Here is a 16,124-nt window from a genome sequence, read left to right as displayed (position 1 = left end):
CCTGTCCCGCGCCGCGGGCCGACCCCCACTCCGTCGAGCTTCGCTCGACACCTCTCCCCCGATCGACGGGGGAGAGGAAGGCGCCAGGCTGTCGCCTCACATCGCCGTAAAACCATTGTCGACGAACAGATGCGTGCCGTTGACGAAGCTCGATTCGTCGCTGGCGAGGTACAGCGCTGCCTTGGCCACCTCTTCCGGCTCGCCGATCCGGCCCTGCTGTGCGGCAAGCGCCGCGTCGGAGACATCGATGCCGAGCCTGCCGAGATCGGCGACCTCGCGCAGGCCGTGCGGCGTGCGGATGAAGCCGGGGCAGACGGCGTTGCAGCGGATGTTGCGGTCGCGGAATTCGACGGCGATGGCGCGGGCGAACATGTGGCAGGCGCCCTTGGTGGTGTCGTAGAGCACCTCCATCGGCGTCGCCGCCACCGCCGAGATCGACGAGGTGCAGACGATCGAGCCGCCGCCGGCCGCGATCATGCCGGGCAGCACGGCGCGCGTCATCAGGAACATCGAGCGGACATTGACGGCGTGCAACCAATCCCATTCCTGAACCGTCGTCTCCAGGAAGGGTTTGATGACGATGGTGCCGGCGTGGTTGAACAGCACGGTGACCGGGCCGAGCTTTTCGGTCGCCCCTTTCACCGCGGCCTCGACCTGCGCTTCGTCGGACACGTCGGCGACGAAATGCTCGGCTATGTGTCCCCGCGCACGTATCGCCGCCGCCGTGGCGGCTGCCGCCTCGCGATTGCGGTCGATGATCGCGACCTTGGCGCCTTCGGCGGCAAACAGTTCCGAGGCCGCTCCGCCCATTCCCGTGGCGCCGCCCGAAATGATGGCGACCTTGCCGGCCAGTCTCGTGCCCATTTTCAGTTCCCCATGGTTGATGGTCTTCGTGTGCTCGGGCGATGCTACCGCGCGCGCAGCGGGCGGCCAATGGACGAATTGGGCACAGCGGGAACAAGGACATAGGTCCTTTCGGTCGCTTCGCGGCAATGCGAACGCCCCGCCGATCCATCGCGCTGACAAGCGCTCTCAGCAATCCGCAACCAATCTGTTGGCCGAAATAGGAAAATAATTCTGCTTTTGGCCAAAAAATAGCAATCGACAAAGTCTACAAGTTTTATAGATTAACCAGCGAGACGGAGGTCGATATGTCCTATATCCAGAACGCTCAGACTGACAGCAGCGGCCAGAGAGTGGCCAATGCCCAGACCTTTCGACCGGCCTATGCCGGCGCTTTCGCCTATCTGGTCTTTGCCCTTGCGTTCGTGTTCACCGGGGCGGTCGTTCTCGGCCTTATTCCCTGAGCCTCAGGCTGGCCACGAGACATCAGACTGACGGAGCTAGTTGCCCCATATTTTCAGGCAATCGGAGTTGAATGAACCGGATTCCCGGTGCGCTTGCGCGCGGCCGGGATTCGAACTTCACCGCATCCATGATTCCAGAAATGGAGGAGATGAAATGCCGATCGAATTCACGCATGTACCCGGCAAGACCGCCGATGCCACGGCGCCCTTCTTCTATGATTTCGCCGAGACGGCGACCAAGCTCGGGCTGATCGAGGAGAGCGGCTTCCGCAAGATCGTCGTCGACGATTCGGCGGGGCTGCTGACCAATATGGATCTCGCTTCCCAGGTGCTTAACCGCACCGCTTCGCTGGAAGTGATGCTCACCCACTGGGCCGGCGTGATCGAACCGACGGTGGCGGCCCGCCAGCTGGCATCGATCGACAGGGAAAGCGGCGGACGGCTGGCGCTCAGGATGATCAGCGAGCCGTTGAACGATGACGATGCCGATACACGGCCGGTCGGACATGGCGTCGTCTGGCAGCGCATCGACGAATATCTGGTGCTCTTGAAGCGGCTGTGGTCGAACGACCGGCCCTTCGACCATGAAGGCGCCTTCTACAGCATCAAGGGCGGCTATGTGCCGCGCCAGGGGCCTCACGGCGCCGATCTCGTCATCCGCATGGGCGGACAATCCGGAACGGCGCTCAAGGTGGCCGGCCGGCATGCCGATGTCTTCGAACTGGCGCCGGGCTCGATCGATGAAATCAGGCAATTGATGGAGCGGGCGCGTGGCGCTGCCGCCGAACATGGCCGCGCCGGCAAGCTGCGCTTCGCGCTTCCGGTCCGGATTCACCGGGGTGCGTCCGCCACGGGCCACAAAGCGGTCGACCTGTCCGGGCCACCGGCTCAGGTCGCCCTGTCGCTGCTTGCCTATACGGCTCTCGGGATCGATGAGTTCATGATCGTGGGCGTGGACACGCCGCGCGAGATCGCGACGGTCGGCCGGGAAACGCTCGCCTTGCTGCGCAATTCGCTGGCGCGTCGCGAAGATGATGCCTTCCAGCCCGGGGCGTATGCGTCTCGCACAGGGCCGGAGACTCGCGCCGCAGGTTGAGGTTCATCAGTCCTTTGTTGTTGCAGGCCTGTCGCCAAGCCGCGACAGGCCGTCGATCACAGCGGTTGAATCGGCCAGCGCGCCGAAGACACCATCCTCGACCGTCACCATGTGAAGCGCCGCCTGGTGCGCTTGCCGGTCACCACTGGCGCAGGCGTCCGAGATCGTCAGGCACTGAAAATTGCGGTCGCAGGCCTCGCGCAACGTGGTGTGGACGCAGACATCGGTCGTGCATCCGGAAAACATCAGATGCGTGATGCCTTGCGCGCGCAGCACGAGCTCGAAATCCGTGTAGGTGAAGGCGCTGTTGCAGGTCTTGTCGACGATGATGTCATCAGGCGCGACATCGATCTCCGGAACGATCTGAAATCCCGGACCCGAACGCAGCAGGATCTCGGTGCCGTCGAGGCCGGAGCGCTTGCGGCGCCATTTCTCGTAGGGCGTCATGTCGGCCATGTCGGCGCGGTATCCTTGCCTGGTGTGGATGATGGTGATGCCGGCTCTGCGGGCGGCTGATATCAGCCGGTTCACGGTCGGCAGGATCGCCCGCAGCGGTGAAGGGTCATATCCCTGCCTGGCGAAATAGCCCGTCGTCGACAGGAAATCCTGCTGCAGGTCGATGACGACGAGCGCGGTGTTTTCGGCGACCAGCATGCCGTCATAGGGGAAGTCGAAGGGCGTTGCCTTGATCATCGGTGGCTCCCTGTTTTCGGCCAACCATAATGGTTCAACGCGCCGACACTAGATGCTGGGCATCATTGCGCGTGTTTGCGCCTCTCCCGCTTGGTCCGCGTCCGCTGATCATCCGGTGGAGCCCCCTGTCTCTCAGAATCCGGTCGCGACATCGGCTGTCACGACGAATTGTTGACCGTTGCAGTCATCTTCAATGTTGACTAATAAGGTCATGTTTCATAGTCAACCGGGCACCTGCCTGCCGGCGCCAGAAATTGGAAGTCCGGCGGCCGCACTGGAGAAGAGCCATGACCGTGGCTGGAGCCGAGACTGCCTTTCAAATCGACGCGGTGCGTTTTGCCGTCGGCGAGCGGACGCTGCTCGGTCCGGTTTCGCTCGAACTGCAGCGCTCGCGCGTCTATGGGCTGATCGGCCACAACGGCTCTGGCAAATCGACGCTGATCAAGCTTCTGGCACGCCAGCAGCCGGCAAGTTCCGGCGCCATCACCTTCGCCAAACGACTGCTGCCGCAATGGGGTGCGCGTGAGTTCGCCCGCGCGCTTGCCTACCTGCCGCAGACGACGCCGGTGGCGACCGGCCTCACCGTGCGCGAGCTGGCGATGCTGGGGCGCTATCCCTGGCATGGCGCGCTCGGCCGCTTCGGTTCCGAGGACAAGCGGCATGTCGAGGAAGCGCTTGGCCTGACCGACATGGACGGTTTCGCCGACCGGCTGGTGGATGAATTGTCGGGCGGCGAGCGCCAGCGCGCCTGGCTTGCCATGCTGGTGGCGCAGAATGCAGGCGTCATGCTGCTCGACGAGCCGATCTCGGCGCTCGACATCGCCCATCAGGTCGAGGTGCTGGGGCTGGTCCGGGAGCTCAGCCGCAAGCGCGACCTCTGCGTCGTCGTGGTGCTGCACGATCCCAATATGGCGGCGCGCTATTGCGACGAACTGATCGCCTTGAAGGACGGCAAGCTGCTGACGCGCGGCATCCCCGGCGAAATCATGCGGGGCGATGTGCTGAAAGGCATTTTTGGCGTGGAGATGGGCGTGTTCGCGCACCCCGTCACCGGCCAACCCGTCGGCTACGTGCAGTAGGCCGAGGCGGCGGGAAACAGGAAGCGGCGCGCCGCTGTGAAAACAAGGAAGAGGCTCTTGTCGAGAAATGGTTTGTTGGCGGCGTTGGTCGCATCGATGATCCTGTCGGCTGCCAGCGCGACGGCCCAGGAGCAACCGGCCGGCACCGCCCCCGCTGTCGAGGCACCTGCTGCCGCGGCACCCGTTGCACCAGTCTCACCGGCGGCTGCCGCACCGGCCACGATGGCACCCGCGCAACAGCAGCCAGCTGGCGCGCCGAATGCGACAGCCGGATCTTCGGCGGCAATGGAGCTGACCTTGCCGCACGACCTGTCGCCATGGGGCATGTTCATGGCCGCCGACATCGTCGTGAAAGGGGTGATGATCGGATTGGCCTTCGCGTCCCTCGTCACCTGGACGATATGGCTGGCGAAATCGCTGGAGATTCTTGCCGGCAAGCTGCGCATCAGCCGCGCCGTCCGCGCGATCGGCGATGCCGCAACGTTGAAGCAGGCGAGCCGCGCGCTCGATCGCAGCGGCGGTCCCGGCGCACTCCTGGTGCGGGCGGCGGAGGAAGAGACCGCGCTCTCCGCCGGCGCGCTCGACCATGTCTCGGGCGACGGGCTGAAGGAGCGGGTCACCTCGCGCCTGTCGCGCATCGAGGCGGCGGCATCGCGGCGCATGTCGCGCGGTACCGGCGTGCTGGCGACGATCGGCTCGACCGCGCCTTTTGTCGGTCTGTTCGGGACCGTCTGGGGCATCATGAATGCCTTCATCGGCATATCGCAGGCGCAGACCACCAATCTCGCCCTGGTCGCACCCGGCATCGCCGAAGCGCTGCTGGCCACCGCGATGGGGCTCGTCACGGCGATACCGGCGGTCGTCATCTACAACGTCTTCGCGCGCTCGATAGCCGGCTACCGGCAGATCCTGGCCGATGCGTCGGCCGGCGTCGAACGGCTGGTCAGCCGTGACCTGGATTTCCGCACGGTCGCGCCCGCGCCGGCGATGGCGGCGGAGTAGCGGGAGCATAGGATGGGAAGCAGGATCCGCCAGACCATGGATGACGATATCGAGGAAAGCCACGAGATCAACGTCACGCCCTTCATCGATGTCATCCTGGTGCTCCTGATCATCTTCATGGTCGCGGCACCGCTGGCGACGGTGGATGTCAATGTCGACCTGCCGGGATCGACTGCAACGCCCGCGCCACGGCCGGAAACGCCGCTGTTCCTGACGTTGAAGGATGACCTGACGCTGGCGATCGGCAACGACACCGTGCCGCGCCCGGTCTTCGCCGCGACGCTGGACGGCAAGACCAAGGGCGACAAGCAGACGCGCATCTTCCTGCGCGCCGACAAGGCGGTCGCCTATGGCGACCTGATGGAAGCGATGAACCTGTTGCGCGGCGCCGGCTATCTGAAGATCGCGCTGGTCGGCCTGGAGACGGTGCCCGCGGCTGACGCCCCCGCACCCGCCGCCACCGGAGCGGCAGCGCCATGACACAAGCGGCCGCCATGCCCACGGCCGAGCTGTCGCGCCTTCGTTGGCGCGACCTTGGCTTGTGGGCAGGCGCAGCCGCGCTGGTGCTCGGCGCTCATGTCGCAGTCGCCTATGCGGTGCAGAGCTTCAGTCCGATCGAGACGGATGGCGGGCCGCCGCCGGCGCTGGTGATCGAGATGTCGCCGATGGTGGTCACGCCGGCGGAACAGGCGATGCTGGATGCGGCGGTACCCGACCGGACCGAGCCGGTCGAGGAGACCGAAGCCGAGCCCGAGAAAGTGGTAGAGCGGGCGCAGCCGACGGAGCAGGCGGAAACGGCGCCTCCCGACGAGATCGAGCCGACAGAGACAAGCGAAGCGGAACCGGTCGACCAGCCGCCGCTGGAAGTGGTCGTTCCCGATGTCGTCGAGACGGTCGCGCCGGAGGTCGTCGTTCCGCTGCCACAGCCAAAGCCGCTCGAGCAGCCCGAGGAAAAGAAGCCGGTCCAGGCCAAGGCGAAAAAGCCGGTCGAAAAGCCCAAGCCACGGCCAAGGAAGGAAAAGGCGGAGCCGGCAAGGACAGTGGCCGCCGCAAGCGCGAACAGCAGGCCGGCGGCCACGGCGGCAGCGCCGAAGTCGTCGGCAGGGTTTTCAGGTATCAGCCCGGCCAAGTGGGAGTCGCGGCTGACGGCATGGATCAATCGGCACAAGCGTTATCCGAGCGCCGCGAAATCCAGGGGCGCGCAAGGCAATACCAACGTAACCTTCACGGTGGACGGATCCGGGCGGGTGATATCGGCACGTGTCGTGCGCTCGTCCGGCGACGCCGAACTCGATCGGGCCGCGCTTGCCGTACTGCAGGGGGCCACCGTTCCGGCACCCCCACCGGAACTCGGCGAGCACGTCAGCCGCACTGCGCCCTTCGTGTTCAGCCTTCGGAACTGATGCAATCCGGAAACTGAAGCAATCCGGGAAACTGAAGCAATCCCGGGAAAAACCGAAACCGGCTCTCTACCGAAGGCTCATCGACTGGCACAGCGCTTCGACCTGCTCCAGGTAGAAGCGGCATTTCGTGCGCAGGGTCGCGAGGTTCGGATCGCCGGGACCATTGATCTCGACGGTCTGCATCATGAAGTCGAAATGGGCATGGAAAGCGTCCGCCGCGCCCCAGAGGCTGTCGGCTTGCCAGGTGTCGGCCACTGCCGTGGAAATCAGTTGACGGGCCTCGCCGCGCGCGGCATCCGGTGATGCCGGCCGGCTGGAAATCAGGGCATGGAGCCGGCCGAAGACGCTTTCGCTGGCGTCGGCGGCCCTGATGGCGGCGATCATGTTCATCTGCGGTCCCCTCAATTCTCTGCGTATGTTGGCAATCTCGGCTTTGGCCTGCTCGAACCAGTAGACCATTCCGGCATGGTCGAGGTCTGCGGCTGCCTTTCTCAGGAGCGGCAGCAGGCGTTGCAGCGCACAAAGTGTCTCCTACCGGTTCGGCGACGAGCCCGCCGGCGCGCACAAGGCTGGCGACTGCATCCGACTACGCTCTCCTTGGCTGAGCGTGATTTTCCTTTGCACGCAGCGGAGGATGCATCGCATTGCCGCTGAGTTGCGCATGCCTTGCCGGCCGCGCGCCGCGCAAGACATCGAAGGCCTCGGCATAGGCCATGCCCAGCAGATAAGAGATCATGGGAAAACGGCTTGCTTCGGCCATCTGCACCAGCTCATTGGTCATCGACGCGATATATTGAAGGCTATCGATCTCCGACTGACGTAGGGACTGATTTGCCACGTGGTGCTCCTGTCATATTGAGGCGGCTAATTAATTGACCGACCCGCCGAATGCGGGCCTGGTTCCGGGGTCGAGAGGGTCAAGGCATAGATCGGTGCGTCGGTGAGGCGGTCGAGGCCGAGAAGACGCTTGATCGCCGTATGGCTGAGCGCGGCCGTGGGGCAGGCCGACAAACCGTGCCTGGTTGCCGCCAACATCATGTTCTGTCCGATATGGCCGGCTTCGATCAGCACGACGCGATAGGCGTTGGCATCCTCATATTTCCACATGGTGCGGTCGAGGCTGGCGCAAAGCAGGATGAGGCAAGGCATGGCATCCGCCCATTCCTGCCCGCCGACCAGTTCGGAGATCTTCGGCAGATGGTTGGCCGAGATCCTGCCGAGATCGTGATCAGCGGCGGAATAGTGATAGACGCCAGGCTCCAGGCCCTCGACGCCCAGCGCGATCACATAGGCTTCATAAGGGTTTCGCGCGCCGCCAGAAGGGGTCATCCCCAGCGGCAGGGTGCCAACGCAATTGCTGGTTTCGCCGGTGATGCCCATGCCCGCGAACAGGCAGTCGGAAAGCTGTTTTGCAGTGATGGTGGGCGCGGCCGCCGTGCGATTGGTGCGGCGCTGCGCCATCAAGGCGAGGAGTTCATTGTCATCCAGTGCGCTTGGCAGCGCAATGGCGCCCGCGGCGTTCTTGAGCAGGAGGTCGGGCTGCGCGACGTGCCCGGCGCGTTCGATCTGCCGAGCCTCGGCCTGTTCGATGGTCATGAACTCCGAGTCCTGGACGCAGAAATGCATCAGCGCGGTCGGGAGCCCCCAGTTCCATTGCCCGGAGAATTGTGTCTCCTGCTCGGCCAGCGGCGAACCGGCGGTGATCAGAGCGGAAAAATCAAGCAGTTGCGGGACGACGGTATTCAGCTCGGCCTTCGACCATCCGTGGGCACGCGCGATCTCCGCCGTGGAGGCCCATTCGTCCCAGGACGCGAGGAGGCCGATCACCTCGGGGCTGCATTCGAAGACACTTCTGGTCAGGAAATTGCAGGCCGTGACCTTGTTGGTCCCGGGGTAGAAGACAAGCGTTTTCGAAGAGCGCATTTTCATGATGCTGAATGCCGTTTGTGGAAGCGAGGCACCTTGTGGAAGCAAGGCACCGACAGGCCGACGGCCTGTCGGACACCGAGCGACTTCAGCGCTTGTTGTAGTGCATGCCCTGCGAGAAGAAGACCGTCTGCGTGCCCGCGGCGACCGTCAGCTTCGGGGCATTGTTCACTTTCTTGGCCATTTTCGTCCCTTTCCCGACCCCCAATGGGATCTGTTGAGAGATCCCCACAGCGGGATCCGCGAGAAGAAAGGTAAGGTCGAAAGAGTTAACAGTTTGTTAAAATTATAGTAAAGCTAATGTTCTCTAAAATATCTTTCTCGCCCATAAAGTCTAAAAAATCGATTTTGCTCAGATATGGAGTGGCCAATCGGGAGCATACGCTTTTTCTGGGTATCCTTATTCTTATTTAGCGTAACCAGGAGACTGGTCTTGCCAATCGCGGGCAAGACTGACGACCAGCTGATCGATGGCCGGATCGTCAAACCCGACGACATGCGCCATGCGGATCGCATGCCGTGCCGGGATGCCGGACAGATCCTGCCGCATGATGACCGATACGAATGCCGGCCCGGCCTCGGTCAGAAGCATGGCCTTGCCGATCAGCACCGGTTCGGAGATGGGAGCCCATTGAACGGAGATCAGGGACGGTTCGCCGGTCTGGCGGCGGTTTACGCCGCTGAAATAGATCCAGTTCAGGCGCGAGATGGCCACGCCATAGTGGTTGCCGCGCGCCCGCGCCCAAGTCGAGCCACGGCGCTCCGACCATCCGGTGACCCTGCGGAACGTGACCAGTTCGGCCTCGCGGCGCACGAAGGTCACCGACCGCATCAACAGATCAGGACGGGCCGGAATCGAAAAATAGGTGAAATAGGTGCCTCCAGCGATCGATGGGGCGGGCGGGCGGATCATCTGTTTGAACAGGGTTTCGGAAATCGGCGGCAGGCCGGCTACCGTGGGCTCGGGCGTACCCGGATCCCGGTACAGTTCGGGTTCGCTGATGTGGAAGTAGTCGCAAATCAGCTTGGCAGTGGCCTTGTTCGGAACGGTCTGCCCCTGCAGGTAACGTTCGAACTGTGTGCGGTTGATACCCAACTCACGGCATACCGCGCTAACGGAGGCATGATCCTTGCAGAGCCGTCTGAGATTTGCAGCGAGATTCTCGCGAATGGACACGTCTTTGCTTTCGCAGGCGAATTCTTCATTTCGATTCGGATTCCATATAGCGTCTTCGGGTCGCCACCACCGAAACGCCTTGTCACAACACACAGAAAAAACTGATTTGAAAACGCCAGTCTAATGGGGCGGCTTGCAAAAAAAATAGCGTCGATCCCGCAGTGGCCATCGCCATAAGTCCAATTGACAATCGTCTTGCCTTGGAAACCGCGTGAAATGGCCCGTGGCCTTTTTTGGGGGTATCGGCGCCGAGGCGCCGCATCGCGATGCATGAGCGATCCATGGGACGCTGCTTGCGTCTTGGCGGCGCAGCAAAAGGGGAAAATCGATTATTCCGCTGGTGGAGCTGAGGAGGATCGAACTCCTGACCTCGTCATTGCGAACGACGCGCTCTCCCAGCTGAGCTACAGCCCCGTCCAACGGATGGCGCATTTATCGGGCGTGGCGGTTTTCTGTCAAGGCGGCGTTTTGCCGAATTTATCGACCGCTCGACGTCAGGTCACCGCCGGTGGAACGCGGCCTTGCCGGTTTCGCGTATTCGTCCATTCGTCGGCACGATCGGCAACAAGCGGCCATCCGCCGCTTCCTGCCTCACCTCGGTGTCGGTGATGACGGATTGCACCGTTCAACGACGGTTGTGAAGGAGACGCCAATTGGCGCCGCCGGTCACTTCACGGAAAAATCGACCGTTTCCTTCACAGTGCCGTCGACAGCGATCTGCACCTGATAGGTACCGACCGGCCAGCCGGCATCCGGCTTGGTCATCGAGGAGTCGACGTGGTTGTCGATCGCGCCGATTTCGAAGTTGACCTCGTCGATCTTGTAGTTCGCCGGCGCAACACCGCCGGAATCGACCGAAATCCAGCTCACGGTGAGCTTTGATCCCGAAGCCACCTCGTCCGTCAGGTCGGCGGAGAGGAAAATCTTCGCCGTGTCCGGTGAAAATGTCGCCTGCGTCTGCTCCGCATGCTCGGTGGCCGAAAGCACGATGTTTTGGAATCCTTCGGCCTGGGCCGGCAAGGCGAATGCCCCAACCGCCACCAAGGCGACTGTTCCCAACCGTACAATCATCGACCGAATGTGCATGCATTTTCCTTTGAAACAAATCGGGGTCTAGCCGACTCACGTCGCGCGTGCCCGCGGCCGGTTTGTAGAGCTTGGGGATTGGCTTTGTCCATGAAGCCTCGGTGCCGTGACCGGACCATTTTTGACACACCGGCATCGAGCCGAGCGAAAAACGGTCATGGTTCGGCATTGGCGCCCATGCAAAGCCAGCCCTTGCCCGTATCGCATGCAATGGCTACATGTCGGCAACAATTGGAGACCGGCATGCTCGCCCTCATTCAAACAATCGTCATGGCGCTCGACCTCTACTGGTGGGTCATCATCGCCTCGGCGATCTTTTCCTGGCTCTATGCCTTCAACGTCGTCAACTCGCGCAACCAGTTCGTCGGCAGCATCGGCAACATGCTCTACCGGCTGACCGAGCCGGCGCTGCGGCCGATCCGCCGCTTCATGCCGGACCTTGGCGGCATCGACATCTCGCCGATCATCCTGCTTTTGATCCTGTTCTTCCTCAGGCAGTTCATCCTCACCACGGTGGCGCCGCTGCTGCTGGGCGCCTGACGACCGCATGAGCGCGCCGTTCCGCATCCGCGACAACGGCATCGATCTGTTCGTGCGGCTGACGCCGAAATCTTCCGTGGACAGGCTCGAAGGCGTCGAAACGGCGGCGGACGGGCGAAGCCACCTGAAGGCGCGGGTCCGCGCCGTGCCGGAAAACGGCGCCGCCAATCAAGCACTGGAAAGACTGGCCGCCAAGACGCTGGGAGTGCCTGTTTCGGCCGTTTCGGTTGTCGCTGGCGGTACGGCCAGGCTGAAGACGCTGCGTGTCTCGGGCGATCCGGAGGCGCTGTCACGGAGCATTGAAGCGCTCGGCGGCTGATCCAGGATCCACCGCTTGTGCGACATGGAGCCCCTTGATCTGTCTGCGGGACAGCGCCCCCTCTGTCTTGCCGGACATTCCCCCACGAGGGAGGAGATCGGCAGGCTCTCAATCGCCGAGCGGCAAACGCGGGTCGTCGACCTTCAGCGTGTTCACGCTCTGCTTGATGCGGCGCAAATTCTCCAGCACCTTCGGGCCGCGCGTCTCGGCTACCGACGTCACGAGCATGTCGACGATCGCCAGCAGCGCATAGCGCGACGATGTCGGCTTGTAGATGTTGCCGTCCTCGAGCGGCTGCAGATGGATGACCGTGTCGGCGACCTTGGCCAGGGCAGAGTCCGGCGCGGTGATGGCGATAGTGGTGGCGCCATATTGCTGGGCGACCTGTACCGCTTCGATGACTGAACGCGCATAGCCTGAGACGGAAAAGGCGACCAGTGTGGTTTCGGGCGTGGCAACGGCGGCGTACATGCGCTGCAGCTGGCCGTCGATCTGCGCCAGCACCGGCAGGCCGAGCCGGAACAGCCGGTTCTGCATCTCGGTCGCCATCATCGAGGAGATGCCGCCGGAGCCGATGCACAGAACGTTGCCCGACGTCGCGAGCCGCTCGGCGACGGCGACCAGCGTCGTCATGTCGAGGTTCTCGCTGGCGCGCTGGATGGCTGAGATCGCCGCTTCGGTGATGGCGGAAGCGATGCGCTGCTCGCGCGCGTCGCGGCTCAGCGGCTCGGGCGAAAGATACTGGCCGCCGATGGCGATCGCCTGCGCTAGGTAGAACTTGAAATCGCGCAAGCCCTCACAGCCGAGATTGCGGCAGAAGCGGGTCACCGTCGGTTCGCTGACGCCGACGCGCCCGGCGATCTCCGAAATCGCCGCCTTGGAGGCGAAGTCGAGATCGGACAGCACCAGGCCGGCCAGCCGACGGTCCGACTTGGTGCCGTCCTGCGATATCAGCTGCAGCCGCGTGATGATGTCGGCCGGCGTCTTCATGCGCGTGTATTCGTCATTGGCGCTTCCGTCGTCATCTCAGCGGCAGGCCCGTCGCCGTGTCGAACAGATGGATTTTGCCGGGATCGACCGAGACCGGCAGCAGATCGCCAGGCCTGACCGGCACCCTGTCGCGGAACACGGCACGCACCGCGTCGACACCAATGGAACCATAGACATGGGTCTCGGAGCCGGTCGGCTCGACCACATCCACCTTCAGCGCCATGGCGTCGGCCGCTTCGCCGATGATGAAGTGCTCGGGCCGGATGCCGGCCTCGACCGCGCTGCCGGCCGGCCGCGGGTTGCCGGCAAGCGCAAGCCGGCCGCCGCCGATCGACTCGAACCAGGTCCTCTCGGGCGTCGTCTTGAGAGCCCCGGAGACAAAGCTCATCGACGGGGAGCCAAGGAAGCCGGCGACGAACTTGTTGGCCGGCCTGTCGTAGAGTTCGAGCGGTGCCCCGACCTGCTGGATACGGCCGCGGTCCATCACGACGATGCGGTCGGCCATGGTCATGGCCTCGATCTGGTCGTGGGTGACGTAGACGATGGTCGATTTCAGCCGCTGATGCAGCGCCTTGATCTCGACGCGCATCTGCACGCGCAACTGCGCATCGAGGTTGGACAGCGGTTCGTCGAACAGGAACACCGACGGCTCGCGCACGATGGCGCGTCCCATGGCGACGCGCTGGCGCTGGCCGCCCGACAATTGCCGGGGGTAGCGGTCGAGATAGGAGAACAGGTTGAGGACGCCGGAGGCCTTCTTGACCTTGTCGTCGATGGCCGTGCGCGTCTCGCCGCGGATCTTCGGGCCAAAGCCGATGTTGTCGGAGGCCTTGAGATGCGGGAATAGCGCATAGGACTGGAAGACCATGGCGATGTTGCGCTGCTGCGGCGGCAAATCGTTGGCACGCACGCCGCCGATCAAAAGGTCACCGGAGGTGATCGTCTCCAGGCCAGCCAGCATGCGCAGCAAGGTCGACTTGCCGCAGCCGGATGGGCCGACCAGCACCACGAACTCGCCGCTCTTGATATCGAGGCTTATGTTCTCGAGGATCTTGTGCTGGCCGAAGGATTTCGACAGGTCGCGAAACTCGACGTCGGTCATGGTCACGCTCCCAATATGTCGTCGATGAAGGGCAGGCAGCCTGCGGTCAGCCCGGCATCCACGGGCATCACCACGCCTGTTATGCCCGATGCGCGGTCCGAGGCAAGGAAGGCCACTGCTTCGGCCACTTCCGAAGCGTTGACGATGCGGCCGAGCGGGTAGAGCCGCTGCAATTTGCCGAGGATCTCCGGATCCTTGGCAAGGCGATGGTCCCAGGCGGCGGTGCGGATCGATCCCGGGCAAACGACATTGGCGCGCACGCCGCTGCGGCCAAGCTCGACCGCGATCGATTTGGCATAGGCGTTGATGCCGGCCTTGGCGGCGGCGTAGGCGGGATTGCCGAAATGCGCGATGGCGTTGACGGAGGAGATGAAGACGACATTGCCCGAACCGCGCGCGGCCATTGCCTTGGCAATGGGGTCGGCGAACATCATCACCCCGGTCAGGTTGAGGTCGAGTTCGTGCTCGATCTTGTCCGCGGTCAGCGCTTTCAGCGTTTCGGCACGTGTCCAGCCGGCATTGTTGATCAGGATGTCGGGCACGCCATCCCTGTCGAGTACGGCAGCGATGGCCTTCTCCACCGACGCCCGGTCGAGAAGGTTGAAAACATGGCGCGAGGCAAGGTGCGGGCTGGCCAGAGCCTCGTCGGACTGGTCGCAGCCGACCACCCGCGCGCCCCTGTCGGCCAGCAGTGCGACGATCGCCGAGCCAAGGCCACCGCCGGCGCCCGTGACAACGACAGTGCGGCCTTCGAATTCGGCTTTCGAAACCACGGCGCTTGCTCCTCCCGCAGGTCAGGCAGATGCCGGCAGGCTAATGAAGGGAATGTAATTAAGCAACATATTAATCCGCTTGCATGCGGCCGATTCATCGATAATGTAGGAAAGTCACATAAATCTTGTGCCAACGATCAGGCTCAAGGAGCGCAAAGGCGCGGACAAAATGGGAGAGATCAGATGAACCTTGCGAAATGGACTGTCGGCCTGATGGCCGGAATGAGCATGCTGGCCTTCGCGGCGCAGGCGAATGCGGGTGAAGTGCGGGTCACCGTTGCCGAATACAGCGCCAAGACCGGCCCCTATTTCGAGGAAGTGAAGAAGGAATTCGAGGCGAAGAATCCCGGCATCACCGTCAAGTTCGAAGTCGTGCCGTGGGATGTGCTGCTGCAGAAGCTGACCACCGACATCACCGCCGGCACAAATGCCGATCTGTCGATCATCGGCACGCGCTGGCTGATCGACTTCGTCCAGCAGGACGTCGCGGAGCCGCTCGATGGCTACATCACACCTGAATTCAAGGACCGCTTCATCGACACGTTCCTGTCGCCATCGATCATGAACGGCAAGACCTACGGCCTGCCGATCGCCGCCTCGGCGCGCGCCATGTATTACAACAAGGAACTGTTCGAGAAGGCCGGCATCGCCAAGCCGCCGGCAACCTGGACCGAGCTGCAGGAAGACGCCCGCAAGATCAAGGCGCTGGGGACCGGCGCCTTCGGGTTCGGCCTGCAGGGCAAGGAGATCGAGACCGACGTCTATTACTACTACGCGATGTGGTCGCAAGGCACCGAGATCCTCAACAAGGACGGCACGTCGGGCCTTGGCACGCCGGGCGCGCTCGAAGCCGCCAAGCTCTACAAGTCGATAATCGACGAGGGGCTGACCGAACCGGGCGTCACCTCCAACAACCGCGAGGACGTGCAGAACCTGTTCAAGCAGGGCAAGGTCGGCATGATGATCACCGCGCCCTTCCTGTCCAACCAGATCAAGGACGAGGCGCCGACGCTGAAATACGGCGTCGCCGCCATTCCGGCCGGTCCGACCGGCGCACGCGGCACCTATGGCGTCACCGATTCCATGATCATGTTCAAGAACTCCAAGAATAAGGACGAGGCCTGGAAGCTGATGGACTTCCTGTTCACCACGGAGCAGCGCGCCAAGTTCACGCAAGGCGAAGGCTTCCTGCCGGTGAACAAGGAAGAGGCCAAGATGGATTACTACGTCAACAACGCCGATCTGGCCGCCTTCACCGCGCTCCTGCCCGATGCCCGCTTCGCGCCGGTCATCCCGGGTTGGGAAGAAGTCGCCCAGATCACGTCGGACGCCATGCAGAAGATCTATCTCGGCGGCGACCCCGAGGCAGGCCTGAAGGACGCGGCGGCGAAGGCCAATGCAGTGTTGAAGAAGTAGGGGCAGTGCTGAAGAAATAAGGGCTGCCGAAGGAATAGGGCGTATCTCCCTGCGCCCGTGGCGCGCCCCAGACTCAGGCGGGGCGCGCCACATCTTGCAGCCTCGAGCAGAGAGATAGTTCGTCGATGTCAACGCCGCCCAGCCAGGCTCCTTTCCTCTCCCTCCGGAGGGGGGAGAGGTGGCTCGGCGAAGCCGAGACGGAGTGGGGGAACCAC

General features: G+C 63.2%; 19 protein-coding genes and 1 tRNA gene. 9 read left to right on the top strand and 11 right to left on the bottom strand.

Annotated elements, in window-relative coordinates:
* Positions 1 to 96: 96 nt before the first annotated feature.
* Positions 97 to 864 carry an SDR family NAD(P)-dependent oxidoreductase gene (locus LB568_RS32955; protein WP_013892353.1) on the bottom strand — a complete coding sequence of 256 codons (768 nt, stop codon included), beginning with the start codon at positions 862 to 864 and terminating at the stop codon, positions 97 to 99.
* A 287-nt stretch (positions 865 to 1,151) separates the two neighbouring features.
* Between LB568_RS32955 and LB568_RS32950 the strand changes: the two genes are divergently transcribed.
* Both LB568_RS32950 and LB568_RS32945 read left to right on the top strand, forming a co-directional pair.
* Positions 1,152 to 1,307, top strand: a complete 156-nt coding sequence (locus tag LB568_RS32950; RefSeq protein ID WP_023765981.1) for a hypothetical protein — start codon at positions 1,152 to 1,154, stop codon at positions 1,305 to 1,307.
* A gap of 154 nt (positions 1,308 to 1,461) precedes the next feature.
* Positions 1,462 to 2,403, top strand: coding sequence for an LLM class flavin-dependent oxidoreductase (locus tag LB568_RS32945; protein WP_224732371.1), 942 nt, complete (start codon positions 1,462 to 1,464; stop codon positions 2,401 to 2,403).
* A gap of 6 nt (positions 2,404 to 2,409) precedes the next feature.
* On the opposite strand, the gene LB568_RS32940 is transcribed toward LB568_RS32945, so the two are convergent.
* Positions 2,410 to 3,096, bottom strand: a complete 687-nt coding sequence (locus LB568_RS32940; RefSeq protein WP_140572975.1) for a cysteine hydrolase family protein — start codon at positions 3,094 to 3,096, stop codon at positions 2,410 to 2,412.
* 287 nt (positions 3,097 to 3,383) lie between these two features.
* Between LB568_RS32940 and LB568_RS32935 the strand changes: the two genes are divergently transcribed.
* The 4 genes from LB568_RS32935 to LB568_RS32915 are packed head-to-tail and all read left to right on the top strand — an operon-like array spanning position 3,384 to position 6,580.
* Positions 3,384 to 4,175: an ATP-binding cassette domain-containing protein gene (locus tag LB568_RS32935; RefSeq protein ID WP_224732370.1), complete on the top strand. Its 792-nt coding sequence runs from the start codon at positions 3,384 to 3,386 to the stop codon at positions 4,173 to 4,175.
* Positions 4,176 to 4,232: 57 nt separating this feature from the next.
* Positions 4,233 to 5,177 carry a tonB-system energizer ExbB gene (gene exbB, locus LB568_RS32925; protein WP_263497370.1) on the top strand — a complete coding sequence of 315 codons (945 nt, stop codon included), beginning with the start codon at positions 4,233 to 4,235 and terminating at the stop codon, positions 5,175 to 5,177.
* A 12-nt stretch (positions 5,178 to 5,189) separates the two neighbouring features.
* A complete protein-coding gene (gene exbD / locus LB568_RS32920; protein WP_224732367.1) occupies positions 5,190 to 5,657 on the top strand; it encodes a TonB system transport protein ExbD in 468 nt (155 codons plus the stop codon).
* The gene (locus LB568_RS32915; protein ID WP_224732366.1) at positions 5,654 to 6,580 is read left to right on the top strand and encodes a TonB family protein; all 927 of its coding nucleotides are present in this window, start codon (positions 5,654 to 5,656) and stop codon (positions 6,578 to 6,580) included. Before exbD ends, LB568_RS32915 begins: the two co-directional genes overlap by 4 nt.
* Before the next feature lie 66 nt (positions 6,581 to 6,646).
* Here the strand turns inward: LB568_RS32915 and LB568_RS32910 are convergent, their stop codons facing one another.
* The 6 genes from LB568_RS32910 to LB568_RS32885 all read right to left on the bottom strand — a co-directional run bounded on the left by LB568_RS32910 (position 6,647) and on the right by LB568_RS32885 (position 10,769).
* On the bottom strand, positions 6,647 to 6,970 hold the full coding sequence (locus tag LB568_RS32910; protein ID WP_013892361.1) for a hypothetical protein: 324 nt from the start codon (positions 6,968 to 6,970) through the stop codon (positions 6,647 to 6,649).
* A 196-nt stretch (positions 6,971 to 7,166) separates the two neighbouring features.
* Positions 7,167 to 7,418 (bottom strand): hypothetical protein, encoded by a 252-nt coding sequence (locus LB568_RS32905; protein ID WP_224732365.1) that lies wholly within the window; start codon positions 7,416 to 7,418, stop codon positions 7,167 to 7,169.
* A gap of 26 nt (positions 7,419 to 7,444) precedes the next feature.
* A complete protein-coding gene (locus tag LB568_RS32900; RefSeq protein WP_224732364.1) occupies positions 7,445 to 8,503 on the bottom strand; it encodes a SagB/ThcOx family dehydrogenase in 1,059 nt (352 codons plus the stop codon).
* Between the two features lie 409 nt (positions 8,504 to 8,912).
* Positions 8,913 to 9,683, bottom strand: a complete 771-nt coding sequence (locus LB568_RS32895; RefSeq protein WP_013892365.1) for a helix-turn-helix domain-containing protein — start codon at positions 9,681 to 9,683, stop codon at positions 8,913 to 8,915.
* Between the two features lie 338 nt (positions 9,684 to 10,021).
* Positions 10,022 to 10,097, bottom strand: a tRNA-Ala gene (locus LB568_RS32890).
* A 252-nt stretch (positions 10,098 to 10,349) separates the two neighbouring features.
* Positions 10,350 to 10,769 carry a hypothetical protein gene (locus LB568_RS32885; protein ID WP_023777534.1) on the bottom strand — a complete coding sequence of 140 codons (420 nt, stop codon included), beginning with the start codon at positions 10,767 to 10,769 and terminating at the stop codon, positions 10,350 to 10,352.
* 243 nt (positions 10,770 to 11,012) lie between these two features.
* Between LB568_RS32885 and LB568_RS32880 the strand changes: the two genes are divergently transcribed.
* Together LB568_RS32880 and LB568_RS32875 are read left to right on the top strand one after the other, a co-directional pair.
* A complete protein-coding gene (locus LB568_RS32880) occupies positions 11,013 to 11,309 on the top strand; it encodes a YggT family protein (RefSeq protein WP_013892367.1) in 297 nt (98 codons plus the stop codon).
* A gap of 7 nt (positions 11,310 to 11,316) precedes the next feature.
* Positions 11,317 to 11,628, top strand: coding sequence for a DUF167 family protein (locus tag LB568_RS32875; protein ID WP_140572984.1), 312 nt, complete (start codon positions 11,317 to 11,319; stop codon positions 11,626 to 11,628).
* Positions 11,629 to 11,736: 108 nt separating this feature from the next.
* Here the strand turns inward: LB568_RS32875 and LB568_RS32870 are convergent, their stop codons facing one another.
* The 3 genes from LB568_RS32870 to LB568_RS32860 are packed head-to-tail and all read right to left on the bottom strand — an operon-like array spanning position 11,737 to position 14,493.
* On the bottom strand, positions 11,737 to 12,618 hold the full coding sequence (locus tag LB568_RS32870; protein WP_013892369.1) for a MurR/RpiR family transcriptional regulator: 882 nt from the start codon (positions 12,616 to 12,618) through the stop codon (positions 11,737 to 11,739).
* A 31-nt stretch (positions 12,619 to 12,649) separates the two neighbouring features.
* Positions 12,650 to 13,720 carry an ABC transporter ATP-binding protein gene (locus tag LB568_RS32865; protein WP_224732363.1) on the bottom strand — a complete coding sequence of 357 codons (1,071 nt, stop codon included), beginning with the start codon at positions 13,718 to 13,720 and terminating at the stop codon, positions 12,650 to 12,652.
* Between the two features lie 2 nt (positions 13,721 to 13,722).
* Positions 13,723 to 14,493 carry an SDR family NAD(P)-dependent oxidoreductase gene (locus LB568_RS32860; protein WP_224732362.1) on the bottom strand — a complete coding sequence of 257 codons (771 nt, stop codon included), beginning with the start codon at positions 14,491 to 14,493 and terminating at the stop codon, positions 13,723 to 13,725.
* A gap of 183 nt (positions 14,494 to 14,676) precedes the next feature.
* Here LB568_RS32860 and LB568_RS32855 point away from each other — a divergent pair, with 183 nt between their 5' ends.
* On the top strand, positions 14,677 to 15,909 hold the full coding sequence (locus LB568_RS32855; protein ID WP_224732361.1) for an ABC transporter substrate-binding protein: 1,233 nt from the start codon (positions 14,677 to 14,679) through the stop codon (positions 15,907 to 15,909).
* The last annotated feature ends 215 nt before the right edge of the window (positions 15,910 to 16,124 follow it).

The sequence above is a fragment of the Mesorhizobium sp. B263B2A genome, assembly GCF_020165775.1.
GTDB lineage: Bacteria > Pseudomonadota > Alphaproteobacteria > Rhizobiales > Rhizobiaceae > Mesorhizobium > Mesorhizobium opportunistum.
This window is presented reverse-complemented; position numbering and strand designations above follow the sequence as displayed.